We start from the raw sequence: 23,936 nt of genomic DNA, 5'->3' as shown, positions 1-23,936 counted from the left end.
TCGGGGGCCGGTGGCACTGCGGCGTTCCCGCGTCACCAACCGGTGTGCAGCAGGTGGTTGACGAGCAGAGCGACCAGCACCTGTGCGCACAGCCAGGCGCGCGCCCCGGTCAGGCAGGCGCACGCGGGAAGCAGCCACACCGCGAAGGGCAGCCAGATGCGTTCCGTCTCCGCCTTGCTCATGCCGGACAGGTCGGCGACGAGCAGCGCGAGGAACGCGGAACCCACCACGAGCGCGAGACGGGCCCGGGCCACGTCCTCGGGCGTCGCCGCGCCCCGCCGCAGCAGGGTCGGCGTGCCGGCGGCACGGACCAGACCCGCGGACGTGGCGAGACCGGTGATCACGACCGTGCAGGCCAGGTTGGCCCACACCCAGTAACCGTACGGACGGACTCCTCCCGCCCCTTCGTAGTACCGCGTGACCAGCAGTCGGTACGCCTCCCACCAGTCGAAGCCGGCCAGCGTGAACAGCGTGGGGACGACCGCCGCCCCCGCCGCGAGGGCCGCCACCAGCAGGGGCCGGGCCCGCAGCGCACGGCGTCCCAGGACCAGCACGCTCGCGGCGATCAGGGCGAACAGCGTCAGGCCGTAGGAGAGGTAGCACGTGAGGCCGAACAGCAGACCGGAGGCCGCCGCGGCCCCGACCGAGCGCCGGGTGACGGCCACCGCCAGCAGGGCCACGGCCCACGCGGCCACCGCCGTGAAGTACGCGTCGGCCGACGTGCCCATCCACACCGCGGCCGGAGCGAACACCAGGAAGGGAGCCGCTCGGCGCGCGAGGTCTTCGGAGGCCAGCGCGCGCACGGCGACCAGCACCGCCGCGCAGGCACTGGCGCCCACGGTGATGCACCAGGCCCCGGCCCAGCCGCCCCCGTGCAGGCCGATCCTGTCCAGCAGGACGAAGGTCACGGTGGCGGCGGGCGGGTGACCGGCGACATGGGCGGGCCAGTTGTCGGGGGAGTGCAGCAGGATGTGCCGGGAGAACTCGTCCAGCGCTGCCGGGATGTCATGGAAACGGCCGATCACCTGAAGGTACTCGTGACGCGTCGTCAGGCGGACGGCGACGCCGTCGTGCAGGCCGTCGATCAGGGCCAGGGACCAGATCCACGCCATCGACGCCGCCCAGGCGCCCAGGGCCAAGGACCGCCAGGACAGGCGGGCCGCCACCCACGGCCCGGCCGCCACGCCGGCTGCCGCCAGGAGGACGGCCGCGGGGGTGCCGGGGCCGGCGTGAGGGTCGAAGTGGGCCAGCAGCGGGGGCCAGCCGACTCTCAACGTGTCACGGAAGTCGTCGATGTGGCGTCCCACGACGGCCGCCGCTGCCACGAGCAGGGCGGCGAAGGCGGCGGAACACAGATCACGAACAGATGCGCGGTTCACCGGCGCAACGCTAGGGCGGGGCACCCCACGGGGGACGGGCTCAGCGGGCGACGTCAGCGGTCCGTAAGACACTCGGGCGCGGGCGGCCCGGTCGCTGTCGCGCCGTGCGGGGACGTCCGCACCCGGTAAGGATTTGCCTGTTCCCGCGCCCGCGCTCGGGCAGTGGGATGGGAGGCATGAGACCACGCTTGCTCCCGCCCCGGTTCACCGGCAGGCTCCACGACCCGCGTACGGCGACCGTCCTCGGCCGCTGGCTCGGGGCCGCCTTCGCGGTGTGCTTCGCCACCGGGCTGATCAGTCACGGCATGCAGCACCCCCCGTCCTGGCTGTCCGGGTTCCCCAGCCGCCCGGTCGGGGCATACCGGTTCACGCAGGGCCTGCACGTCGCCTCCGGCATCGCGGCCGTCCCGCTGCTCCTCGCCAAGCTGTGGACCGTCTACCCGAGGCTGTTCACCTGGCCGCCCGTCCGCTCCCCGCGCCACGGCCTGGAACGCCTGTCGGTCGGTCTGCTGGTGGGGGCTGCCGTCTTCGAGGTGGCGACCGGACTGCTCAACACGGCCCAGTGGTACCCGTGGCCGTTCTCGTTCGTCCCCGTGCACTACGCCATGGCCTGGGTGGTCACCGGATCACTGGTTCTGCACGTCGCGGTCAAGGCCCCCGACATCGGGCGCCATTGGAGTCGGCGGTCGGCCGGCACGCTCGCTCTGCCCGCCGAAGACGCCCGCAACCGGCGCTCGTTGCTGACCGCGGTGGGCGCGGCGGTCGGCGCGGTGACGGTGACGACCGTGGGCCAGTCCTTCACCCCCTTGAAGGGCCTCGACCTCCTCGCCCCGCGCCACCCGGACCAGGGGCTGCAAGGGCTGCCGGTCAACCGGACCGCCGCGGCGGCCGGTGTCGGTGCCGTCGCCGAGGACGGCTACCGGCTCAGGGTCGACGGCCCCCGCCCCGCAGTCCTGACCCTGACCGACCTGCGCCGACTGCCGCAGTACGAGGCGGAGTTGCCGATCGCGTGCGTGGAGGGCTGGAGCAAGTCGGCGCACTGGGGCGGGGTGCGGATCCTCGACCTGCTGGAGCGGGCGGGCGCACCGGCTCACGCCCGTGTCCGCGTGGTCTCCCTGCAGACACGCGGGGGGTACCGGGTGTCCGAGCTGGACGCCGCGCACGCCCGCGACCCGCTGACCCTGCTCGCCCTGCGCCTCGGCGGCGAGGAACTCGCCCCCGATCACGGGTACCCGGCCCGCCTGATCGCCCCGAACCGGCCGGGTGTGCTGCAGACCAAGTGGGTCTGCCGGCTGGAGGTGCTGACATGACCGTACGGCTGGTGCGTCTGCTGACGGGCCTGATCGGCCTGGCCCTGCTGGGGACGGGTGTGTCCCTGCTGCTGGAGGTGCGAGACCCGGCGGGCGTGTGGGTGTGGCTGGGGGCCGCCGTGCTGCTGCACGACGCGTTGATCGCCCCCCTGGTGCTCCTGATCGGCATGGTCGCGGTGCGCGGCGCCGCGCGTGGAGCCGTCCGCGGCGCGCTGCTGGTGGCCGGTGCGCTGACCGCGATCGCCCTGCCGCCCCTGCTGCGCCCCGGGCCCCGCGCCAACCCGTCGGTGCTGCCGCTGGACTATCCGCGCAACCTGGTGCTCTGCCTGCTGAGCGTGGCTGCGGTGACCCTCCTGCTGGTTCTGGCCCGCACGGTGCGCCGCGGCCGGCACGATCCGCCCCGCAGGGACGACGCCGCGACCGGAGGTATTACCGACTCCTGACGCCCCCGGCCCGGGCGCCCCGGGCAGCGTCCCGCGGCCGTACGGTCGCAGGCATGAGGATCCTGGTCACCGGAGGCGCGGGCTTCATCGGCTCGCACATCGTCGACGCCCTCCTGCGTCGGGGCGACGACGTGCGTGTGCTCGACGCGCTGCTCCCCGCAGCCCACCGCGTCCCGCCCGCGCTTCCCGGGGACGTGGACTTCCGCCACGCCGACGTCCGCGACGCCGAAGCCGTCGCGGACGCCCTCGCCGGCGTGGACGCCGTCCTGCATCAGGCCGCCATGGTCGGGCTGGGCAAGGACTTCCTCGACGCCCCCGACTACGCCGGCTGCAACGACCTCGGCACGGCCGTCCTCCTCGCCGAGATGACCAGAGCCGGCGTCGCGCACCTGGTACTGGCCGGTTCCATGGTCGTCTACGGCGAGGGCCGCTACACCTGCCCGCTCCACGGCCATGTGCGGCCGGGGCCGCGGATGGTGGACTACCTGGAGGCGGGGCGGTTCGAGCCGCCGTGCCCGCGGTGCGGTGCGCAGCTGGCCCCCGGCCCGGTCACCGAGGACGCCCCCGCCGACCCGCGCAACGTCTACGCGGCGACCAAACTGGCCCAGGAGCACCTCGCGGCGTCCTGGGCCCGGGCGACCGGGGGACGTGCGGCCGCGCTGCGCTACCACAACGTGTACGGGCCCGGCATGCCCCGGGACACCCCGTACGCGGGAGTGGCCTCGCTGTTCCGGTCCGCGCTGGAGAGGGGGCAGGCGCCGCGTGTGTTCGAGGACGGCGGGCAGCTGCGGGACTTCGTCCACGTGCGCGATGTCGCCGAGGCGAACCTCGCGGCGCTGGCCGGGCTCAACACCCTGCCGGAGGGAGGGGCGCGCGCCTACAACGTGGGCAGCGGCGAGCCGCACACGGTGGGGGAGGCCGCCGCCGCTCTCGCCGCGGCCCGCGGCGGCTGCGCGCCGGTGGTGACGGGCGAGTACCGGCTGGGCGACGTCCGGCACGTCACCGCCTCCTCGCAGCGGCTGCGCGAGGAGCTGCGCTGGAAGGCGGAGGTGCCGTTCGCCGAGGGCATGGCCGAGTTCGCCACGGCACCGCTGCGGGGCGACTGACCGGGTCGACCGGCCCCGGGGGTCTTCCCCCGGCGGCCGGCCGGGGGAGGACCCGTCCTCAGGCGGTGGCGGGCAGGCGCACTTCGAAGCGGCACCCGCCGGGGACGTTGTGCACCGCCGCCTGGCCCCGGTGGGCCTCGACGATGCCGCGCACGATGGCCAGGCCGAGCCCCGCCCCGGCCGGCGGGGTACGGGCGTCGGTTCCCCGCCAGCCCGTGTCGAAGACCCGCGGCAGGTCCTCGGGCGCGATGCCGCCGCAGGCATCGGTGACCGCGAGGACGACGTCACCCGACTCCTTCCTCGCGGAGACGGCGACCGTGCCGTCGGCGGGGGTGCGGTGGATGGCGTTGACCAGGAGGTTCGTCAGCACCCGGGTCATCTCGCGGCCGTCCACCTCGACGGGAACGGGCTCCACGCCGTCGCCGACCAGCCGCACGCCGTGCTCCTTGGCCAGGGCGTCCGCCCCGGCCAGCGCGTCGTCGACGAGGTCGTACACCGACATGCGGGTCCTGCTCAGCGTCAGGACGCCCGCCTGGATGCGGGAGAGTTCGAAGAGGTCGCCGACCATCTCGCTGAGGCGGCCCACCTCCGCGCGCATCCGGGCGTGGTACACGTGCGGATCCGCGACCATGCCGTCCTCCAGCGCCTCCGTCATCGCCTGGAGCCCCGCCAGAGGGGTTCGCAGATCGTGCGAGATCCAGGCGACCAGCTCCCGGCGGGACTCCTCCAGCGCGCGCTCCCGTGCGCGGGAGGCGGCCAGCTTCGCGCTGGTCTCGGCCAGTTCCCGTCCCAGCTCGGCGAGTTCCGCGGTGGGCGCGCCGGCCGGCGGGGTGAAGACGCCCTCCTCACCGAGCGTGCGGGTGGCCCGCGCCAGCGCCCGGCTTCCTCGTACGACACTCCTGCCCAGGACGAGGGCGACGGCCAAAGACACGACCGCGGCGATCGAGCAGACCATCGTCACGACCCGCAGATCGTGGTCGGAGAGCAGCATCGCCCAGGCCACGAGCATCGTCCCGGCGAGCATCGCGACGACCGTGACACCTGCGACGACGGCGAGCGAGGCCGTGAGGGAACGGTTGCGCAGCAGCCTCAGCACCGCTGTGCCCAGCAACCCGGCGGCCACCGCGCCGACCGTCGCGTACAGAACGATCAGCGCGGTGTCACGCCACATCGTGCGCTCCTTCCGACGGCGCCGCGTCGAAGCGGTACCCCACGCCCCACACGGTGCTGATCAGCCGCGGCCGTGCCGGATCCTCCTCGATCTTCGCCCGCAGCCTGCGCACATGGACGGTCACCGTGGACAGATCGCCGAACTCCCACCCCCACACCCGGTGCATCAGGTCCTCGCGGCTCGTGGCCTGCCCGGGATGGCGCAGGAAGTACTCCAGCAGGTCGAACTCGCGCAGGGTCAGCAGCAGTTCGCGCCCCCGCAGGGTGGCCCGGCGGGCCGAGGGATCCAGGACGAGTGACCCGGCCCGCATCTCACGGGCGGTGCCGCCGTCGCGGCCCTCGGTGGGTGCGGTCGCGGCCCTGCGCAGCACGGACTGCACGCGCAGCACCAGTTCCCGCGGGCTGAAGGGCTTGGTGACGTAGTCGTCCGCCCCGATCTCCAGGCCGAGGATGCGGTCCTCCTCGTCGCCGCGCGCCGTCAGCATGATGACGGGCACCGGGCCGTGGCCGCGGATCCGGCGGCACACCTCGAAGCCGTCCATGCCGGGCAGCATCAGGTCGAGCACCACCAGGTCCGGCAGGTCGGCGGCGACGGCCGCGACCGCGGCCGGACCGTCCCCGGCCACCGTGACGGCCAGGCCGGCCTGGGTCAGGTACGAGGCGACGACTTCCACGATGGTCGGGTCGTCATCGACGACCAGTACGCGTTTCACACCTACGAGTCTGGCACCGGGCGGCCACACGTACCGCACACGCGCAGCAGACGTCAGCGAACCGTAAGCGGCAGCCGACGTCAGCGATCCGTAAGACCTCGAAGTCCCTTATGTCCGTGGTGTGTTCGTAGGGTGAGTCGCGTGATCGACGACTCCCCGACCCCTCCCGACCGTGTCGACGTGGTGCTGCCCTGCCTGGACGAGGCGGCGGCCCTGCCCTGGGTGCTGAGCCGGATCCCGCCCCACTGGCGCGCGATCGTGGTCGACAACGGCAGCACCGACCGCTCCGCCGAGATCGCCCGGGCCCACGGGGCCCACGTGGTCACCGAGCCGCGCCGCGGCTTCGGCGCCGCCTGCCACGCCGGCCTGACCGCGGCCACGGCCGACGTGGTCTGCTTCTGCGACTGCGACGCCTCCCTCGACCCGGCCCTGCTGCCCCGGCTGGTCGCACCCCTCACCGACGGCACCGCCGACCTGGTCCTGGGGCGACGGCGCCCGACCACCTTCCGGGCGTGGCCGCCGCACGCCCGCCTGGCCGGCCTCGAACTCGCCCGCCTGATCCGCCGCCGCACCGGCGTGCGCCTGCACGACCTGGGCCCGATGCGGGCAGCGCGCCGTGCCGGACTGGTGGCGCTGGACCTGACGGACCGGCGCTCCGGCTACCCCCTGCAGATGGTCGTCCGCGCGGCCGACGCCGGATGGCGCGTGCAGGAGACGGACGTCCCCTACCACCCGCGCACCGGCCGTTCCAAGGTCACCGGGACCTGGCGCGGCACCTGGCAGGCCGTCCGGGACATGCGCCGCGTCCTGGACGAACCCCCCACGGCGGCCGCGGCGCACGACGGGGGAGGGGCGCGATGAACCTGCCGACCCTGCTGGTGATCGCGAAGGAGCCCCTGCCGGGCCGGGTCAAGACACGGCTGACCCCGGCCTGGACCCCGCGGCAGGCCGCCGCACTGGCCGAAGCGGCGCTGGCCGACACCCTGCGCACGATCGCCCGCGTGCCCGCGGCGCGCCGGGTGCTCGTCCTCGACGGCTCCCCGGGACCGTGGCTGCCGGCCGGCTTCGACGTCGTCCCGCAGACCTCCGGGACGTTGGACGAACGCATCGCCGCCGCGTTCACCGGGTGCCCGCCCGGCCCTGCCGTCCTGGTGGGCATGGACACGCCCCAGCTGACGCCCGAACTGCTCACCCGCGTCACCTGGGACGACACCGACGCCTGGTTCGGTCCGGCCGCCGACGGCGGCTTCTGGGCCCTGGGACTGAGGACCCCGGCCGGAGCCGATCACCTGGTCAAGGGAGTGCCCATGTCCACGCCCCGCACCGGGTCCGTGCAGCGCCGGCGCCTCGTCGACGCCGGCCTCGCCGTACGGGACCTGCCCGTCCTCCGGGACGTCGACACCGCCGAGGACGCCCACCTGGTCGGCGCGCTCTGCCCCGCCGGCTCGTTCTTCGCCACGGCACTGCGCGCCCTGCCCGAGGCGGTCCGGTGACCGGCACCGGCGCCCCGCCGCTGCGTCCCGGGCGTCTGTCTCCCCCGGAGCCCCGGAGCGTCCCCCGGGCACGACAGCCGCGGCCGCCGGAGACCTCCCCACCCGCACCGCCGGGACCGTGGATCGACGACCCCTACGACCTCGCCGTCCACGCCGGCCGGGGTCCGCTGTTCCTGCGCTCCCTCACCGACGCCGCCGCCGGCGACGAGCGCCTGCTGCCCCTGGACGTCGAGGGGTGGTGCGCACCGCCGGACCGGGGTGACAGGAGCGTCCTGCACCGCTGCGAAGGCCCGGTCCTGGACATCGGTTGCGGACCGGGCAGGCTCGTGGCCGCTCTGACCGGCCGGGGCGTACCGGCGCTGGGCATCGACGTCAGCCCCGCGGCCGTCGCCCGCACACGCCTCCTGGGTGGCGCCGCCGTACGGCGGTCCGTCTTCGAGCGCCTGCCCGGTGAGGGGCGGTGGCCGACGGCCCTGCTCATGGACGGCAACGTGGGGATCGCCGGCGATCCCGTCGCGCTGCTGGCCCGGACCCGCCGGCTCACGGCCCCCGGGGGGCTCCTCCTCGCCGAGGCGCTCGCCCAGGACGTCGACGAGCGTCTGCTGGTGCGGATCGAGGACGCGAACGGCCGGCACGGCCTGCCCTTTGCGTGGGCGCGCCTGGGAGCAGCGGCCCTGCTCGGCGCGGCCCGGGCCGCCGGCTGGACCGCGGCCGACCGGTGGACGCTCGGCGCGCGCTGCTTCCTGGCCCTGCGCAACACCCCGCACGCCGGGCCGGGGACGGTCGCGGGAGGGCGGCTGCCCGGCTGAGCGGGTGCGCCCCGGACCCGGACGCGCCGGCCGGCCGGGCGCGCTCGCGCGGCGCCCGGCCGGCCGGCAGGTGCGGTCAGCTCTGCGGCATCAGCACGGTGTCGATGATGTAGACGTTGGCGTTGGCGGTCTTCACGTTGCCGCAGACCACCTTGGCCGAGTCGTTGACGGTGTAGGACTCGCCGGATCCGGACGTCGTCAGCTTGGACTTCTCCAGGGTCTCGAAGGAGCCGTTCTCCAGGTCCTTCGGGGCGAGCTTCTGGCCCACGACGTGGTAGGTGAGGATCTTGGTCAGCTGCTCCTTGTCGTTGAGCACCTTGTCCAGGTCGGCCTTGGGGATCTTGGCGAAGGCGTCGTTGGTGGGCGCGAAGACGGTGATGTTCTCCGCGTTGTTGAGGGTGTCGACCAGGCCGGCCTTCTTCACCGCGGTGACCAGGGTGGACAGCGCCGGGTTGTTGGAAGCGGCGGTGGCCACGGGGTCCTTGGCCATGCCGTCGAAGGAACCGGCACCGTCCTCGGGGACGGAGGCGCAGGCGGGGCCGAAGGGCGCGTCCGCGGCGGACGGGCCGGAGTCCGCCATGGCGTCGTCGGAGGCGGGCGCGGACGCCGACGCCTTGGTGTCGGAGTCGGCCTTCGACGAGCTGCCGCCGTCGTCGGAGCAGGCGCTCAGCGCGAGGGGGAGGAAGGCCGCGGCTGCGACGGCGGTGGCGATGCGGCGGATACGGGTGTTCACGTGGTTCTCCTGATGATCGAGCGGCTGTCTGCCGCTGTCGGGTGAAAGGGAAAAGGAAATGGTTCGGGGGGTCACTCGACGGTCACCACGACGGAGTGGCGGCCACTGGCGCCGTCGGGGACCGTGCGGGTGCGTTCTGCGGTCTGCACCTGACCGGTGCGGTCGGTGGCGCGGACGGTGAGGGTGTGCGCGCCCCTGGTCGCCCGCCAGGGGAAGGACCACTGGCGCCAGGTGTCCCGGGTGTCCTCGGCGGCCAGGGTGGCCTCCTGCCAGGGGCCGTCGTCCACGCGGAGCTCGACCCGGTCGATGCCGCGGGACTGGGCCCAGGCGACGCCGGCCACCATCACCGTCCCGGCCTTCGGGCGGGCGAAGGGTTTCGGGGTGTCGATCCGCGACTGGGTCTTGACGGGCGCCTCACGGGCCCAGTCGCGCCGGACCCAGTAGGCGTCGTAGGCGTCGAACGTGGTCAGTTCGATGTCCTCGATCCATTTGCAGGCCGACACGTATCCGTACAGACCCGGCACGAGCATGCGGACCGGGAAGCCGTGCTCGAAGGGCAGGGGTGCGCCGTTCATGCCGAGGGCGAGCATCGCGTCGCGGCCGTCCATGACGTCCTCGACGGGGCTGCCGATGGTCATGCCGTCCACCGAGCGGGCCACGAGCTGGTCGGCCCGGCCCCCCTTCGACGGCGGCACGACACCGCACTCCGCCAGGAGGTCCGCCAGCCGGACGCCGATCCAGCGGGCGTTGCCGACGTACGGGCCGCCGACTTCGTTGGACACACAGGTGAGCGTGATGTGACGTTCGATCAACTCCCGTGCGAGCAGGTCGTCGAGGGACAGGGTGAGCGGGCGTCGCACTCCGGTGCCGTGGATGCGCAACCGCCAGGCCCGGGCGTCGACCTTGGGCACCACCAGGGCGGTGTCCACCCGGTAGAAGTCCTCGGTCGGGGTCACGAACGGGCTGATCCCCGCCACCCGTACCCGGGCCCCCCGGGGTGTCGGGGAAGCGGGCGAGCCCGCGGCCGGGAGGACCAGGCCGGCGCGGGAGGCGACCGCGCCCTTGTCGCCGGAGCCGTTCAGCGACCGGCCCAGCACCCCCGCACCCGCCGAGGCCGCGGCAGCGGCCGTGGCCGCGACGACGAAACCGCGTCGGTCCCAGCCCTCCCTGGGGGACGTGTCCGGGTGCCCGTCCGCGCCCCCGGGCGACGGACCCGAGGTGCGGAGCCGGCCCGTGAGGAGGTGGAGAAGGCCGGCTGCGGCCACCGCCCCGACCAGGGAGGGAAGCGCGTCGACGGCACCTTCGGAGTCCGGTCGCCCGACCGCTGCCGCGGAGCCGACGGCACCGAAGAGCAGCACCCCGGCCGCTCCCAGAAGCCGGTGACGCAGGCTCAGAGCGCCGATGACCAGCGCGCACACCACCAGGACGGCCAGGATGCCGGTCTGCAGCACCAGTTTGTCGTCGGTGCCGAAGGTGCGGATCGCCCAGTCCTTCACCGCGGCCGGTGTGCGGTCGATGACGGCACCCCCGACCGCCACGACCGGACCGGCTTGCGGCCGCACCCCGGCCGCCACCAGTTCCGCCACGGTGAGTGCGGCGAATCCGGCCAGCAGACCGCTCAGCGCGCCGAGCGCAAAACGCAGTCGGGTGGCCGTGGTTGGCGGCTTCTTCTCTACTTCGCTCACGTGGGTAATCCGCTGCCGGTCGGCGGCCGGATTGGCCCGGAAATCAATTCGATCGACTTCCTTCCCGGACCAATCCGCGGTGCTCGCGGCTACGGATGTTCCGTCCTTCCGGTCAGCCCCGACCCGCCCAGCCGTGGCCGCTCACATTGGCGCACGTGTTGCCGAAGGCGGGGTTGAGCAGACCGACGACATCGACCGTGTTGCCGCAGGCGTTCACCGGAATGTGGACCGGCACCTGCACGACGTTTCCGGAGGCCACGCCGGGGGAGCCGGCGGCCACACCCTGGGCACCGCTGTCCGCGGAGGCGGCCCCGGCCCAGCCCAGCACCATCGCACCGGCAGCGGCGACGAGACCGGCGTTCCGGATCGCACAGATCTTCACGGTTGTTCTCCTTGTTTCGCGTCCCGGGCGAAGGGAAAGTCCGCCCGGCCCCGCCGCGATCTGCGGCGGTCACGCGTAATTCGCTCCCCGGAGAAGGGCGGATTGCCGTGGGCGGGCCGTCCACTCGAAGGGGGCAATGCGATTCGGTCGCCCTGTCGAAAAGTGGGGGAGTGTACGAGGAAAAGCCCCGGTGGTCAGCAGTGCTGCTGACCACCGGGGCCCGGTGAGAAAGGGGGACGCGCGGAAGAACCGTCCCCTCAGTCGCCCGCCTTCATGTCGATCGCGATGCGAATGTCCGGAGGTCACTCGTCACGCCGTCAGATCCACCACGGCCAGGGGCGCCGAAGTGGGGCGAGGCGATCCTCCGGCGGGCTCGACCGTGATGCCCATGGCGGAGGCCGACCTGGCCGAACCGGACAGGGTCACGGCCTGACGGGTGCGGTCGCTGTCCATCAGCCCGGCCGGACGCATCCTGCCGTCCTGGTCGTACCAGAGCTGATAGACCTTGCCCTCGGGGGGCGCGGCCATGTCGGCCGCCACCAGCACGGCCTTGTCGTGCGCCCGGGAGACGACCAGCGTCGCGCTCGCTCCGCCGCGGAGCGGGACGCGGCGCGACACCGCGTCGGAGGCCCCGAGCACAGTGGCCAGCTCGTCCGCCTGCCGGCGGGCCTGCTGTTCCTGTGCGACGGCGTCCTCGGCCCGGTCGTGCTCCCACACGGCCACACCCCCCAGGCCGGCTGCCGCGGCCAGGCAGGCGGCCAGCACGAGCGGGGGAAGGCGCCTGCGCATCCGTGCGGCCGACGGCGTCCGCGGGACGTGCGGAGCCACCTGCCGCACCGTGGTCACACGTTGCTGAACCCGCCGCTTCATCGCGGGGCTCGGCGTGACGGCGACGGCGGCCGCCAGTTTCGCCGCGGTGGCGGTGAACTCGGTGATCTCGTCCGCGCAGGACGGGCACGCGTTCAAGTGCCGCTCGAACAGGACCCGTTCTTCGTCGGACAGGGCGTGCAGGGCGTAGGCCCCGGTCAGGGTGTGCAGGTCGGTGTCGGTCGTCATGCGCTCACTCCGAGGCAGTCGCGCAAGCGGATCAGTCCGTCACGCAGGCGGGTCTTGACCGTCCCCAGGGGCAGGGACAACTGGGCGGCCACCTCGCGGTAGGTCAGCCCGCGGTAGTAGGCGAGGGTGACGGACTGGCGCTGCAGCTCGGTGAGCGTGCGCAGGCACCGGCGGACCTGTTCGCGCTCCAGGCGGTTCTCCACCTGCTCGCTCACCTCGTCGTACTCCGGCAGCTGGTCCAGCAGTGCGGCCTTGTGGTCCCTGGCCGCGGCCGCCTCCACCGAGCGGACCCGGTCGATGGCACGCCGGTGGGCCAGGGTGAGGATCCAGTTCAGGGCCGTACCGCGGTCGGGCCGGTAGCGGGGCGCGGTGCGCCACACCTCCACCAGCACCTCCTGGGCGACCTCCTCGGACTGCGCCACGTCACGCAGCACCGCTCGGGCCACGCCCAGCACCGAGGCCGCAACGGCGTCGTACAGCAGGCCGAACGCGTCGGCGTCCCCGCGCGCGACGGACTCCACCAGCGCTTCCAGATCCGGCTGTTTCACCGGACGAGGACCGATAAATACGGGTTCCTTCACCGACATCCATCCCTGTACCGGTCTCCACCGGCACCGTTGTCCGTTCCTGCCTGAGTGACGATGCGGGCTCGGCGGTCGCCGCGCCGGGTGCGAGGTCCCCGGTCACGTGCCCGCGCGAGGCCCTCGCGAAGCCACCGGCTCATCGTCCGTCACACAGGGAATCCGGCTCCGGGGGGCCGGCGGATTGGTCTTCCCGGCGACGGGTCGCACAGCAGCGGCCACCACAAGGGCGTTCCCGGTACACGTGATCGTCATGGAAACCGACTTGTAACGTCCGGGCAGTCTCAAGATCGCTCGTCTTATGCACCTTTTCGTCAAGATAGAGGCCGTGTTGTGAGGGTCGCAGTTCCATCACGTTCGAACGTAACGCGCGATACATCTAGGCATTCAGGCGCCGGGTCTGTAACTTACAGCGCCATCGGCCGGCGAGAAGAAGACGTCCGGTCCGCCTCACACCCGGAAAGGCCCTGCCTCATGAACAGATCCCTGTCCGCCCCCGCGGCCGTCATCCTGCTGGCGGCGTCCTCGCTCGCGCTCACCGCCTGCGGAGACCAGGACACCGAGGACGCCGCGCCGGCCGGCAAGGTGACGGTGGCGGGCGTGGAGGTGAAGAAGGACCAGGCCCTGCACGACGCGCTTCCGGACCGGATCAAGAAGTCCGGCACCGTCAAGGTGGCCACCGACGTCCCCTACGCGCCGTTCGTGATGTACGTGAAGGAAGGCAGCACCGAGTTCACCGGTCTGGACTACGACCTCGGACAGGCCATCGGAGCCAAGCTCGGCGTCCGGTTCGCCTTCAGCGCGCAGAAGTTCGACGGGATCGTGCCGGCCATCCAGGCGGGCAAGTACGACGCGGCCATGTCCGCCATCACGGACAACAAGGAGCGCCAGCAGGTCGTCGACTTCGTCGACTACTCGCAGTCCGGCTCCGGCATCCTCGTCGCGGACGGCAACCCCGGCAAGATCGGCGACCTGGACGACCTCTGCGGGAAGAAGGTCGCCGTCCAGGCGGCCACCAACCAGCTCGACCTGCTCAAGTCGCAGCAGGGCAAGTGTGCCAAGGGGAAGATCGACATCAAGACCTTCCCCAAGGACTCCGACGCCCAGCTCGCCCTGCGCTCCGGCCAGGTCGTCGCCCAGGTGCTGACCAAGCCCGCCGCGGGCTGGGTCGCCAAGACCGCCGACAAGGGAGCCGCCTTCGACCTCGTCGACGACCCGGCCGCCCCGGGCGGCTACAACGCCTCGCCCAACGGCATAGCCGTCAGCAAGAAGCTGCCCGCCCTCACCACCGCCGTGCAGAAGGCGCTCCAGCAGCTCATCGACGACGGCACCGCCGAGAAGATCTTCGACAAGTACGGCGTGGCCTCCATCGCGGTGAAGGAAGCCACCAAGAACGCGGCGGTCGACTGACATGACCGACGTGACCGCACCGCTCAAGACCACGCGATCCGGCCCGGCCCCCCAGGAACTCAAGGTCGTCCCCGTACGGCACTGGGGGCGCTGGATCGCCATCGTCGTGGCGCTGACCGCCCTCGTCGGCCTGGCCGGGTCGCTCGCCAAGAACGACAACCTGCACTGGGACGTCGTCGGGCACTACCTCTTCGCCGGGCTGATCTTCGACGGGCTCGCCACCACCCTGTGGCTGACCGCGGCGGCCATGGCGCTCGGCCTGACGCTGGGCACCCTGATCGCCGTCATGCGGCTGTCCACGAGCCCCGTCCTGTACGGCCTGGCCACCCTCTTCGTCTGGGTCTTCCGCGGCACCCCCCTGCTCGTGCAGATCATCTTCTGGGGCTACGCCGCGGCCCTCTACCAGTACCTCAAGATCGGCATCCCCTTCACCGACATCACCTTCTTCCAGGTGGAGACCAACTCCCTGCTCACCCCGCCGGTGGCCGCCCTGCTCGCGCTGGGCCTGAACGAGGCCGCGTACGCCTCCGAGATCGTGCGCGCCGGCATCCAGTCCGTCGACCGCGGCCAGACCGAGGCCGCCCACAGCCTCGGCATGGGCCCGGCACTGACCATGCGCCGGATCGTCCTGCCGCAGGCGATGCGGGTGATCATCCCGCCGATGGGCAACGAGACCATCAACATGCTCAAGATGACCGCGCTCGTGTCGGTCATCTCCGCCCACGACCTGATGTCGAACATCCAGGACGTCTACGCCCAGAACTACCAGGTCATCCCCATGCTCGTCGTGGCCAGCATCTGGTACCTCGCCCTGGTCACGCTGCTCGGCATCCCCCAGGCCTGGCTGGAGCGACGCTACGGCCGGGGCAGCTCCACGCAGGGGCAGGCCTCGCCCCTGCGCCGGATGCTGGGCTTCGCGACCGGCGGATCCACCCTCCGCCCCGGCAAGAAGGGCGCCGCGTGATGAACGTGCCCATGGTGCGCGCCGAGGGCGTGCGCAAGCAGTTCGGCAGGCTCGAGGTCCTCAAGGGCATCGACCTCACCGTCGAGCAGGGCCAGGTGTGCTGTCTGCTGGGCCCCTCCGGGTCCGGCAAGTCCACCTTCCTGCGCTGCATCAACCACCTGGAGAAGGTCGACGGCGGAAAGCTGACGGTGGGCGGTGAACTGGTCGGCTACCGCCAGCACGGCGACACCCTGCACGAGCTGCGCGAGAAGGAAGTGGCCGAACGCCGCCGGGACATCGGCATGGTCTTCCAGCGGTTCAACCTCTTCCCGCACATGACCGCCCTCGACAACGTCATGGAAGCGCCCGTGCGCGTCCGCGGCGTCAGCAGGACGCAGGCCCGCGAAGAGGCGCACGAGCTGCTGCGGCGCGTCGGTCTGGCGGACCGGGCCGGGCACTTCCCCGCCCAGCTGTCCGGCGGCCAGCAGCAACGGGTCGCCATCGCCCGGGCGCTCGCGATGAAGCCGAAGCTCATGCTGTTCGACGAGCCGACCTCGGCCCTCGACCCGGAACTCGTGGGAGACGTGCTCGACGTGATGCGCGCCCTCGCGGCCGACGGGATGACGATGGTGGTGGTCACCCACGAGATCGGCTTCGCCCGCGAAGTCGGGGACACGGCCGTCTTCATGGACGAAGGCGTCGTGGTCGAGGCCGGCGATCCCCGCCGGGTCCTCACCGAGCCGGAGCAGGAACGCACCCGTGCCTTCCTGTCCAAGGTCCTGTGAGCGCCCACGCGCGGCAGCGCACGCTTCAGCAGGACGTGCTCGCCCTCGCCGAGGACCGCCTCCAGGACTATCTGAGCGATCTGGCCGCACTCGTGTCGATCGACTCCGGCTCGCACAACGCCGACGGGGTGAACCGGGTGGCCGACTCGGTGCAGCGGCGGCTGAGGTCGCTCGGCTTCACCGTGCAGCGCACACCACCGCCTCCCGGGCAGGGCACCCGCACCGGTGACGTACTGGTCGGCCGCAAGCGCGGGACGCGACCCGTGCACGACGGCGGACGGCGTGTGCTCCTGGCCGGGCACATGGACACCGTCTTCGACGACGGCACAGCCGCCGCCCGCCCCTTCACCCTGGCCGGCCGGATGGCCCACGGCCCGGGCGTCAGCGACGACAAGGGCGGCCTCCTCGCCGGACTGACCGCCCTGGAGATCCTGGCGTCGCAAGGGGTCACGGACTACGCCGAACTGGTCTTCCTCGCCACCCCGGACGAGGAGATCGGCGCGCCCTTCAGCCGCTCCGTCACCGAGGACGTCGCCCGGGGCGTGGACTGCGCGCTGGCCCTGGAGTGCGCCCGGGAGAACGGCGACCTGGTCGTGACCCGCAAGGGTGTGGCCGACTACCTCGTCACGGTCACCGGCAAGGCGGCGCACGCGGGCATCGAACCCGAACGGGGAGCCAACGCCGCACTGACGGCGGCGCGGCTCACCGTCGCCCTCCAGGCCATGAACCGGCCCGAGCGGGGCGTCACCGTCAACGTCGGCGTGATCCGCGCCGGCCGGCTGCCCAACATCGTCTGCGACGAGGCCGAACTGCAGGTCGAGGTGCGCGCGGCCACCACCCGCGACCTCGCGGCCGTACGGGCGGCCATGGAGGAGGCGGCCGTCGACTGCCGCGTCCCCGGCACCGACGTCACGATCGAGCAGCGCGACCTGTGCCCGCCGATGGAGGACACCCCCGCCACGCGGGCGCTCTACGCCGAAGCGGCGACGGCGGCGGAGGCCCTCGGCATCACCGTCGGCGCGGCCGCCACCGGCGGCGTCGGAGACGCCAACCTCATCGCCGGCACGGGCACCCCCACCCTCGACGGCCTCGGACCGGTCGGCGGTGCCGACCACAGCCCCGGGGAATGGCTGGACACCACGACGGTCGCGCCCCGCATCGCCCTGCTCGCCTCGCTCATCACGGTCCTCGGCACCCGCTGAGCCCTGCGGCGCGCGCTTCCGCGCACCCGCTGAACAGGGCCCCACCCGGCACCACATCCCCTGAGAGACACCCCCTTGGAGGCTTCGTGTCCAGACCCCTGCCCGCACGCCGTCGCGCCCTCGGCGCCACCGGCGCCGCCTGCGTCGTACTCCTGACCGCCGTGCCCGCCACCGCCACCGCCGCCGACGGCGCCGCGCCCGCGGCGCGGCCCGGCTCGCTCGTCCTGGTCGGCGGTGCGCTGAAGGCCGACAACGACGAGGTGTACGGCGAGATCATCCGCCGCGCCGGCGGAGAGCGGGCCCGCATCGGCGTCCTGACGGCCGCCTCCGTCCCGGCCAGCCAGGACCCGGACGCCGACGACCCCGACCGGTGCAGCAACTCCGAGTGCAACGGCGCTTACTACGCCGACCTGTTCGAGCGCCACGGCGCCGCGGCCGCCGAGTGGATCCCCATCGACCTGGACCACATCGCGAACGCCGACGACGACGAGGTCGTCGCGCAGATCGAGTCCATGACGGGCTTCTTCTTCGGCGGCGGCGACCAGTACCGCTACGTCACCACGCTGCTGCGCGGCGACGCGCACACCGACTCCCGCGCCCTGGCGGCCATCCGCCGCCGGCTCGCGCAGGGGGCCGTCGTCGCGGGCACCTCGGCCGGGGCGCAGATCGCCGCCGGCCGGGACATGGTCACCGGGGGCGAGTCCTACCAGGGGCTGCGCGACGGCAGCGCCCCCGGCTACTTCGAGGACCCCACGCGCCTCGGCTACCTCCCCGAGGGCGGCTTCGGATTCCTGCGCTCGGGCCTGATCGACACCCACACCGGCTCCTACGGCCGCGAGGGCCGGGTTCTGCGCCTGGCCGCCGACACCGGGCACGACCGCGTCTACGCCCTGGAGGAGAACACCGCGCTGATCGTGGACCGCCCGGGCACCGCCAGGGAGACCATGACGGTCGCCGGCACCCAGGGCGTCGCCGTGTTCGACCTGCGCGCGGCGAGGGCGCGCACGTCAGCCGACGGCTGGTCCCTCTCCCGGGCCCGCTACAGCTACCTGACCGACGGCGACCGGTACCACGCCGCCCTCTGGCAGCCCACGCCCGGCCCGGGCAAGCGCCGGTACACACCGACCGGTACCGACCCCGTCCCGGTCAACGGCGACGTCTTCCATTCGCTGGACAACCCCGACGGGGTGGCGTACTCCTTCCGCTCCACGGCCCGGGCACTGGCGGGTACCCGCGCCCGGAACACCGCCACGGCGACTACCTTTGAGAAGGATCCGCAGTTCGCAGCCGTCCTCACCAAGGGGTCGTGCTTCGCGGCCTGGAGCACGGACGGCTCCACGCCGCAGACCCTGCTGAACCTGTCGGTCTCCGTCCGGCCGCAGTGAGCACCACCGCGGCCGGTGTGCCGGACATCCGCCCGGCACACCGGCCGCTCCCTCCGAGGAAGGAAGACATCCGTGACCCACGGCACGCTCGCCGACGAGATCCGCCTGAACCTGGGTGAACTCAGCCCCGCCGAACGCAAGGTGGCCCGGGTCATCCTGGCGGGCTACCCCGCGGTCGGGTTCGAGACCGTCGCGAGCATCGCCGAGCGGGCGGGCGTCAGCGGCCCGACCGTCCTGCGCTTCGCCGGCCGGCTGGGCTTCGGCGGGTTCCCGGAGTTCCAGGCCGCCCTGCGCTCCGAGGTGCAGGAGCGCGAGGCGTCCCCGCTGTCCCTGTACGAGGCCGCGGGAGCGCCCCCGGGCGACTCCGCCGAGGGCACTCTGCTCGCCCGCAGCGGGGCCACGTTCAGCACGTCCGTCGCCCAGACCCTGGCCGAACTGCCGGCGCACGACCTGGAGACGACCGTCGCCCTGCTCTGCGACCCCAAGCGGCGGATCCTGCTGTGCGGCGGCCGGTTCACCCACCTGCTGGCCCAGTACCTGGGACTGCACCTGATGCAGATGCGCGACGCGGTGCAGATCCTTCCGGACCGGGACGTGGAACGCACGGCGGTCCTGTCCGGCCTGAACCGGCGGGACGTCCTGGTGGTCTTCGACTACCGCCGTTACGAGCCGGACAACCTCACCCTCGCCCAGCTCGCCGCCGAACGCGGGGGCAAGGTGGTCGTGTTCACCGACACCTGGCTCTCTCCCGTCAGTGCCCACGCCGAGGTGGTGCTGCCCAGCCGCGTCGCCTCCACCTCGCCCTACGACAGCCTCGTGCCGACGCTCGCCGTCATCGAGACGGTCGTGGCCCACGTGATCGCGGCCCTGGGCTCGGCCGCACGCGACCACCTGCAGCAGACGGAGGCCACCGCCCGGCGCGCGGGACTCGTCTGAGGGTCACCCCGACACGGTCCGTGCCGGCCCGGGCGTCCTCGCTGAGGGGTGGACGTTCGCCCGGGACAGATCGCCGGCGTAGTGCCGGTGCAGGCGGGGGTCCATGATGCGCCGCCACAGCGGCGGGCACCACGCCACGACGATCATCGTCGCGTAGCCGGACGGCAGTTGGGGCGCCTCCTCGAAGTGCCTGAGCGTCTGGTACCGCCGCAGGGGGTTGGCGTGGTGGTCGGAGTGGCGCTGCAGCTGGAAGAGGAACAGGTTGCTCACCGTGTTGTTGCTGTTCCAGCTGTGGCGCGGCGAGACCCGCTCGTAGCGGCCGTCCGGCCGGCGCTGCCGCAACAGCCCGTAGTGCTCCAGGTAGTTGACCGTCTCCAGCAGGCAGAAGCCCAGGACCGCCTGGAGAAGCAGGTACGGCAGGACGATGCCGCCGAAGGTCGCGGCCAGCGCGGTGAACAGCACCACGGTCAGCGCCCAGGAGGTGAGGACGTCGTTGTGGTGGCTCCAGACCCGCCGGTCGCGGCGCCGCAGCCGGCGGCTCTCCAGACTCCAGGCCGAGCGCAGACTGCCCACCACCGCCCGGGGCAGGAAGCGCCAGAAGCTCTCGCCCATCCTCGAACTCGCCGGGTCCTCCGGTGTGGCGACGCGGATGTGATGGCCGTGGTTGTGTTCCACGTAGAAGTGGCCGTAGCCGCTCTGCGCCAGCGCCATGCGGCTCAGGCGCCGCTCCAGGCGCTCCCTCTTGTGGCCCAGTTCGTGCGCGGTGTTGATCGCCACTCCCGCCACGACGCCGGTCGTCGCGGCCAGTCCGAGGGACTCCGCGACCGACAGCTCACCGCCGGCCCACCGCTCGCAGGCCCAGACGAGGGCGCCGAACTGCAGCGGCAGGTAGAGGTACGTGCACCAGCGGTAGTACCGGTCCGCCTCCAGCGCCTTCATGACCTCTTCGGGCGGATTGGCGCTGTCCTTGCCCGTGGCGTGGTCGATCAGCGGCAGCAGGACGAAGGCGAAGACGGGCCCCCACCACCACAGCGCTCCGAGGCCGGTCAGGGCGACGAGACCGCCCGCCTGGAACGGCAGCGTGGGCACGGCCAGCGCGAGCAGCCACAGATACCGCTTCGGATCACGCCACCGCCGGATCCCTTGTTCCCGATGATGCGGCACGACACCTCCTGGTGAGCTCAGCGCGCTCCCGCCGTCCCGCCGGGGCCGGCGGAAGCGCACCTTGAGGGGGAGCCCCGAGCGTGCCAAGAGGGCGGACCGCTGACAAGACGGTTCGCACTGTCAATGTTCTGAGAGGTCGTCAGGAGGGGGCGGCCCATTGTCTCTACCGTCCCTCCTGCCAGACTCGAGCCATGGCGGTACACAGGCACACCACGACGTCCCGCGACGCCGAGACGGTCGCACCCGATCCGCCGCGGCTCGCCTGGCGCAAGCAGATGAGGCAACGGGTGCTGGCGGCCGCACGCGACCTGACCTGCGACTCCGGCTGGGACCAGGTGAGCCTGTCGGCCGTGGCCGCCGCGGCCGAGGTGTCCCGCCCCTCGGTCTACAAGGAGTTCGGCAACAGAGCCGGCCTCGGCCGCGCCCTGGTCGACCGGGAGACCCGGGTGTTCCTGGGCGGTGTGGCGGAGGTCCTCCACCCGGGGCCGCCGGACACCGGCGCCGCGCTGGAGACCGCGGTCCACCACGTCCTCACCGAGGCGCACCGCAACCCCCTCGTGCGGGCCGTCGTGCTGGCCGCGCGCGAGGGCTCCGACAGCCTGCTGCCATACCTCACCGCGCGCGCCGACCCCGTGTTCGACGCGGCGCAGGACCTGCTGCGCGCCTGGCTGACGGAGCGCTTCCCCGACCAGGACGGGCTTCTCGTCGAGGTGGCGGCGGACGTCGCGGTGCGCATGACCCTCAGCCACCTCGTCCTCCCGGGCGGCGACGCCCGGGCCACCGCGGAGCGCATCTCCCTGGCCGTACTGAAGGTGCTCGGCTAGGCGGGGGAGGCGTGTACCGGCGCCGCGCCGGGACGCGCCCGGACGGACGACGGGGCCCGCTGCCGTCCGCGGGCCCCGCCGTAAGTGGTGTCGCCGTTCCCGGTCAGACGGGTGCCGGCCGGGACCGGTCGCCCGTGGGTTCGAGGCGGACGACGATGCCCTTCGACGTGGGCTGGTTGCTGATGTCGGCGACGCTGTCGAGCGGCACCAGGACGTTCGTCTCCGGGTAGTAGGCGGCGGCCGAGCCCTTGGCGGCCGGGTAGGACACGACCTCGAAGTTCTCGGCCCGGCGCTCGGTGCCGTCCTCCCAGACGCTCACCAGGTCCACGCGATCGCCCTGGGCGAGGCCGAGTCCGGACAGGTCGGCTGGGTTGACGAGGACCACGTGGCGGCTGCCGTGGATGCCGCGGTACCGGTCGTTGTTCGTGTACGGCACGGTGTTCCACTGGTCGTGCGAGCGCAGGGTCTGCAGCAGCAGGTGCCCTTCCGGGGCGCGCGGGACCACCCGTTCGTTGCGGGTGAACCGGGCCTTGCCGGTCTCGGTGCGGAACACGCCCTCGTTGACCGGGTTGGGCAGCTGGAAGCCTCCCGGACGGGTCACCCGGGCGTTGAAGTCGTGGAAGCCCGGCACGATCCGGGAGATGCGGTCGCGGATGGTGTTGTAGTCGCCCTCGAACGAGACCCAGGGGATGTCCCCCTTGCCGTCGACCGTCAGCCGGGCGAGCCGGCACAGGATGGCGACCTCGCTCAGGAGCATGCGCGAGGCCGGTTCGAGCCGCCCCTGGGAGGTGTGCACCTCGCTCATGGAGTTCTCGACGGTGACGAACTGCTCGCCGTCGGCCTGGACATCACGCTCCGTGCGCCCCAGCGTCGGCAGGATCAGCGCGGTGTCGCCGCAGACGGTGTGCGAACGGTTGAGCTTGGTGGAGATGTGGGCGGTCAGCCGGCACGCACGCATCGCCTTCTCGGTGACCTCGCTGTCGGGCGCGGCGCGCACGAAGTTCCCGGCGAGGGCGAGGAAGACCTTGACGCGGCCCTCCAGCATGGCCTTGATCGACTTCACCGAGTCCAGGCCGTGCGGGCGCGGCGGATCGAAGCCGAACTCCTGCTGCAAGGCGTCCAGGAAGCTGTCCGGCATCTGCTCCCAGATGCCCATGGTGCGGTCGCCCTGGACGTTGCTGTGGCCGCGCACCGGGCAGGCGCCCGTGCCGGCACGCCCCAGATTGCCCCGCAGCAGCAGGAAGTTGACGATCTCCCGGATGGTGGGCACGCCGTGCTTGTGCTGGGTGATGCCCATCGCCCAGCAGACGATGACGCGTTCGCTCTTCAGGACCTCGTCGCGGACCTTCTCGATCTCCTCGCGGGTCAGGCCCGTCGCCGCGTGGACGTCGTCCCAGTCGACGGTGCGGGCGTCCCGGGCGAACTCCTCGAAGCCGGAGGTGTGGGCGTCGATGAAGTCGTGGTCGAGGACGGTTCCGGGACGGGCGTCCTCCGCCTCCAGCAGCAGCCGGTTCAGTGCCTGGAACAGGGCCAGGTCGCCGCCCGGCTTGATGTGCAGGAAGCGGTCGGCGATCTGGGTGCCCCGTCCCACGACCCCGCGCGGCTTCTGCGGGTTCTTGAAACGCCGCAGCCCGGCCTCCGGCAACGGGTTCACCGCCACGATGCGGCCGCCGTTGCGCTTGGCCTCCTCCAGGGCCGAGAGCTGCCGCGGGTGATTGCTGCCCGGGTTCTGCCCGACCAGGAAGATCAGGTCGGCGTGGTGGAGGTCGTCGAGACTGACGGTGCCCTTGCCGACGCCCAGCGTCTCGTTCAGGGCGAAGCCGCTGGACTCGTGGCACATGTTGCTGCAGTCGGGCAGGTTGTTGGTGCCGAAGGCACGGGCGAAGAGCTGGAAGACGAAGGCGGCTTCGTTGCCGGCCCGGCCGGAGGTGTAGAAGACCGCCTCGTCGGGCGAGTCCAGCTCCCGGAGCTCCTGCGCGAGGACGCCGAGGGCGTCGTTCCAGCCGATGGGCTCGTAGTGGTCCGAACCGGGCCGCTTGATCATCGGCTCGGTGAGCCGGCCCTGCTGGTTGAGCCACATGTCGGACCGGGCGGCCAGATCGGTCACGCTGTGCTCGCGGAAGAACTCGGCGGTGATCCGGCGCGTCGTGGCGTCGTCGTTGATGTGCTTGGCGCCGTTCTCGCAGTACTCGTTGCGGTGGCGCCGGCCCGGGGCCGGATCCGCCCACGCGCAGCCGGGGCAGTCGATCCCGCCCACCTGGTTCATCGTCAGCAGGTCCACCCCCGTCTTGCGCGGAGAGGTCTGCTCCAGGGAGTACTCCAGTGCGTGCACGACGGCGGGGACGCCGGCCGCCCACTTCTTCGGCGGTGTCACGGAGAGGGAGGTCTCCGGCTCCTCACCGGGCGGGTTCTGCATCGGTTCGCCTT

23 protein-coding genes are annotated in these 23,936 nt (G+C 72.6%); 13 read left to right on the top strand and 10 right to left on the bottom strand.

Features of this window, described 5'->3' with window-relative positions:
• Nucleotides 1–32 precede the first annotated feature (32 nt).
• Nucleotides 33–1,379 carry a hypothetical protein gene (locus tag ACFYWG_RS01750; RefSeq protein WP_389198622.1) on the bottom strand — a complete coding sequence of 449 codons (1,347 nt, stop codon included), beginning with the start codon at nucleotides 1,377–1,379 and terminating at the stop codon, nucleotides 33–35.
• Between the two features lie 176 nt (nucleotides 1,380–1,555).
• Here ACFYWG_RS01750 and ACFYWG_RS01745 point away from each other — a divergent pair, with 176 nt between their 5' ends.
• The 3 genes from ACFYWG_RS01745 to ACFYWG_RS01735 are packed head-to-tail and all read left to right on the top strand — an operon-like array spanning nucleotide 1,556 to nucleotide 4,238.
• Nucleotides 1,556–2,689, top strand: a complete 1,134-nt coding sequence (locus tag ACFYWG_RS01745) for a molybdopterin-dependent oxidoreductase (RefSeq protein WP_389198620.1) — start codon at nucleotides 1,556–1,558, stop codon at nucleotides 2,687–2,689.
• Entirely contained in the window at nucleotides 2,686–3,132 is a 447-nt protein-coding gene (locus ACFYWG_RS01740) for a hypothetical protein (RefSeq protein WP_389198618.1), read from the top strand. The genes ACFYWG_RS01745 and ACFYWG_RS01740 overlap by 4 nt, the downstream gene beginning before the upstream one ends.
• A gap of 53 nt (nucleotides 3,133–3,185) precedes the next feature.
• The gene (locus tag ACFYWG_RS01735; RefSeq protein ID WP_389198616.1) at nucleotides 3,186–4,238 is read left to right on the top strand and encodes an NAD-dependent epimerase/dehydratase family protein; all 1,053 of its coding nucleotides are present in this window, start codon (nucleotides 3,186–3,188) and stop codon (nucleotides 4,236–4,238) included.
• Between the two features lie 58 nt (nucleotides 4,239–4,296).
• Here the strand turns inward: ACFYWG_RS01735 and ACFYWG_RS01730 are convergent, their stop codons facing one another.
• On the bottom strand, nucleotides 4,297–5,409 hold the full coding sequence (locus ACFYWG_RS01730) for a sensor histidine kinase (protein ID WP_376330816.1): 1,113 nt from the start codon (nucleotides 5,407–5,409) through the stop codon (nucleotides 4,297–4,299).
• Entirely contained in the window at nucleotides 5,399–6,121 is a 723-nt protein-coding gene (locus ACFYWG_RS01725; RefSeq protein WP_389198613.1) for a response regulator transcription factor, read from the bottom strand. Before ACFYWG_RS01725 ends, ACFYWG_RS01730 begins: the two co-directional genes overlap by 11 nt.
• 144 nt (nucleotides 6,122–6,265) lie before the next feature.
• Between ACFYWG_RS01725 and ACFYWG_RS01720 the strand changes: the two genes are divergently transcribed.
• From ACFYWG_RS01720 to ACFYWG_RS01710, 3 genes are read left to right on the top strand one after another with little or no spacing between them, the layout of a single operon-like run.
• Complete coding sequence (locus ACFYWG_RS01720; RefSeq protein WP_389199428.1) at nucleotides 6,266–6,982, top strand: glycosyltransferase family 2 protein; 717 nt, start codon at nucleotides 6,266–6,268, stop codon at nucleotides 6,980–6,982.
• A complete protein-coding gene (locus ACFYWG_RS01715) occupies nucleotides 6,979–7,614 on the top strand; it encodes a DUF2064 domain-containing protein (RefSeq protein WP_383505923.1) in 636 nt (211 codons plus the stop codon). The genes ACFYWG_RS01720 and ACFYWG_RS01715 overlap by 4 nt, the downstream gene beginning before the upstream one ends.
• Nucleotides 7,611–8,423 carry a class I SAM-dependent methyltransferase gene (locus ACFYWG_RS01710; protein ID WP_383686063.1) on the top strand — a complete coding sequence of 271 codons (813 nt, stop codon included), beginning with the start codon at nucleotides 7,611–7,613 and terminating at the stop codon, nucleotides 8,421–8,423. Before ACFYWG_RS01715 ends, ACFYWG_RS01710 begins: the two co-directional genes overlap by 4 nt.
• A 76-nt stretch (nucleotides 8,424–8,499) precedes the next feature.
• On the opposite strand, the gene ACFYWG_RS01705 is transcribed toward ACFYWG_RS01710, so the two are convergent.
• The 5 genes from ACFYWG_RS01705 to ACFYWG_RS01685 all read right to left on the bottom strand — a co-directional run bounded on the left by ACFYWG_RS01705 (nucleotide 8,500) and on the right by ACFYWG_RS01685 (nucleotide 12,860).
• Nucleotides 8,500–9,156, bottom strand: a complete 657-nt coding sequence (locus tag ACFYWG_RS01705; RefSeq protein ID WP_376330806.1) for a fasciclin domain-containing protein — start codon at nucleotides 9,154–9,156, stop codon at nucleotides 8,500–8,502.
• Nucleotides 9,157–9,227: 71 nt separating this feature from the next.
• Complete coding sequence (locus ACFYWG_RS01700) at nucleotides 9,228–10,841, bottom strand: sulfite oxidase (RefSeq protein WP_389198610.1); 1,614 nt, start codon at nucleotides 10,839–10,841, stop codon at nucleotides 9,228–9,230.
• A gap of 112 nt (nucleotides 10,842–10,953) precedes the next feature.
• Nucleotides 10,954–11,172, bottom strand: coding sequence for a chaplin (locus ACFYWG_RS01695; RefSeq protein WP_383511924.1), 219 nt, complete (start codon nucleotides 11,170–11,172; stop codon nucleotides 10,954–10,956).
• A 360-nt stretch (nucleotides 11,173–11,532) separates the two neighbouring features.
• The gene (locus ACFYWG_RS01690) at nucleotides 11,533–12,279 is read right to left on the bottom strand and encodes an anti-sigma factor domain-containing protein (protein ID WP_389198608.1); all 747 of its coding nucleotides are present in this window, start codon (nucleotides 12,277–12,279) and stop codon (nucleotides 11,533–11,535) included.
• Nucleotides 12,276–12,860, bottom strand: coding sequence for a sigma-70 family RNA polymerase sigma factor (locus ACFYWG_RS01685; protein WP_383511567.1), 585 nt, complete (start codon nucleotides 12,858–12,860; stop codon nucleotides 12,276–12,278). The genes ACFYWG_RS01690 and ACFYWG_RS01685 overlap by 4 nt, the downstream gene beginning before the upstream one ends.
• Before the next feature lie 474 nt (nucleotides 12,861–13,334).
• Between ACFYWG_RS01685 and ACFYWG_RS01680 the strand changes: the two genes are divergently transcribed.
• The 6 genes from ACFYWG_RS01680 to ACFYWG_RS01655 all read left to right on the top strand — a co-directional run bounded on the left by ACFYWG_RS01680 (nucleotide 13,335) and on the right by ACFYWG_RS01655 (nucleotide 19,521).
• Nucleotides 13,335–14,270 carry an ABC transporter substrate-binding protein gene (locus ACFYWG_RS01680; protein ID WP_389198606.1) on the top strand — a complete coding sequence of 312 codons (936 nt, stop codon included), beginning with the start codon at nucleotides 13,335–13,337 and terminating at the stop codon, nucleotides 14,268–14,270.
• A gap of 1 nt (nucleotide 14,271) precedes the next feature.
• Nucleotides 14,272–15,234, top strand: coding sequence for an amino acid ABC transporter permease (locus ACFYWG_RS01675; RefSeq protein WP_376330798.1), 963 nt, complete (start codon nucleotides 14,272–14,274; stop codon nucleotides 15,232–15,234).
• Nucleotides 15,235–15,245: 11 nt separating this feature from the next.
• Nucleotides 15,246–15,998 carry an amino acid ABC transporter ATP-binding protein gene (locus ACFYWG_RS01670; RefSeq protein ID WP_383511572.1) on the top strand — a complete coding sequence of 251 codons (753 nt, stop codon included), beginning with the start codon at nucleotides 15,246–15,248 and terminating at the stop codon, nucleotides 15,996–15,998.
• Nucleotides 15,995–17,200 carry a M20 family metallopeptidase gene (locus ACFYWG_RS01665; protein ID WP_094057572.1) on the top strand — a complete coding sequence of 402 codons (1,206 nt, stop codon included), beginning with the start codon at nucleotides 15,995–15,997 and terminating at the stop codon, nucleotides 17,198–17,200. Before ACFYWG_RS01670 ends, ACFYWG_RS01665 begins: the two co-directional genes overlap by 4 nt.
• Nucleotides 17,201–17,286: 86 nt before the next feature.
• On the top strand, nucleotides 17,287–18,585 hold the full coding sequence (locus tag ACFYWG_RS01660) for a cyanophycinase (protein ID WP_376330795.1): 1,299 nt from the start codon (nucleotides 17,287–17,289) through the stop codon (nucleotides 18,583–18,585).
• A gap of 72 nt (nucleotides 18,586–18,657) precedes the next feature.
• Entirely contained in the window at nucleotides 18,658–19,521 is an 864-nt protein-coding gene (locus ACFYWG_RS01655) for a MurR/RpiR family transcriptional regulator (protein ID WP_094057574.1), read from the top strand.
• Nucleotides 19,522–19,524: 3 nt separating this feature from the next.
• Here ACFYWG_RS01655 and ACFYWG_RS01650 read toward each other — a convergent pair whose 3' ends face one another.
• On the bottom strand, nucleotides 19,525–20,685 hold the full coding sequence (locus ACFYWG_RS01650; protein ID WP_389198603.1) for an alkane 1-monooxygenase: 1,161 nt from the start codon (nucleotides 20,683–20,685) through the stop codon (nucleotides 19,525–19,527).
• A gap of 191 nt (nucleotides 20,686–20,876) precedes the next feature.
• Between ACFYWG_RS01650 and ACFYWG_RS01645 the strand changes: the two genes are divergently transcribed.
• Complete coding sequence (locus tag ACFYWG_RS01645; protein ID WP_389198601.1) at nucleotides 20,877–21,509, top strand: TetR family transcriptional regulator; 633 nt, start codon at nucleotides 20,877–20,879, stop codon at nucleotides 21,507–21,509.
• 103 nt (nucleotides 21,510–21,612) lie between these two features.
• Here ACFYWG_RS01645 and ACFYWG_RS01640 read toward each other — a convergent pair whose 3' ends face one another.
• Nucleotides 21,613–23,925, bottom strand: a complete 2,313-nt coding sequence (locus ACFYWG_RS01640; protein ID WP_389198599.1) for an FdhF/YdeP family oxidoreductase — start codon at nucleotides 23,923–23,925, stop codon at nucleotides 21,613–21,615.
• Between the last annotated feature and the right edge of the window lie 11 nt (nucleotides 23,926–23,936).

Source organism: Streptomyces sp. NPDC003456 (genome assembly GCF_042878735.1).
Classification (GTDB): domain Bacteria; phylum Actinomycetota; class Actinomycetes; order Streptomycetales; family Streptomycetaceae; genus Streptomyces.
Note: the sequence above shows the minus strand (reverse complement) of the source record. Positions and strands in the feature narration are given on the sequence as shown.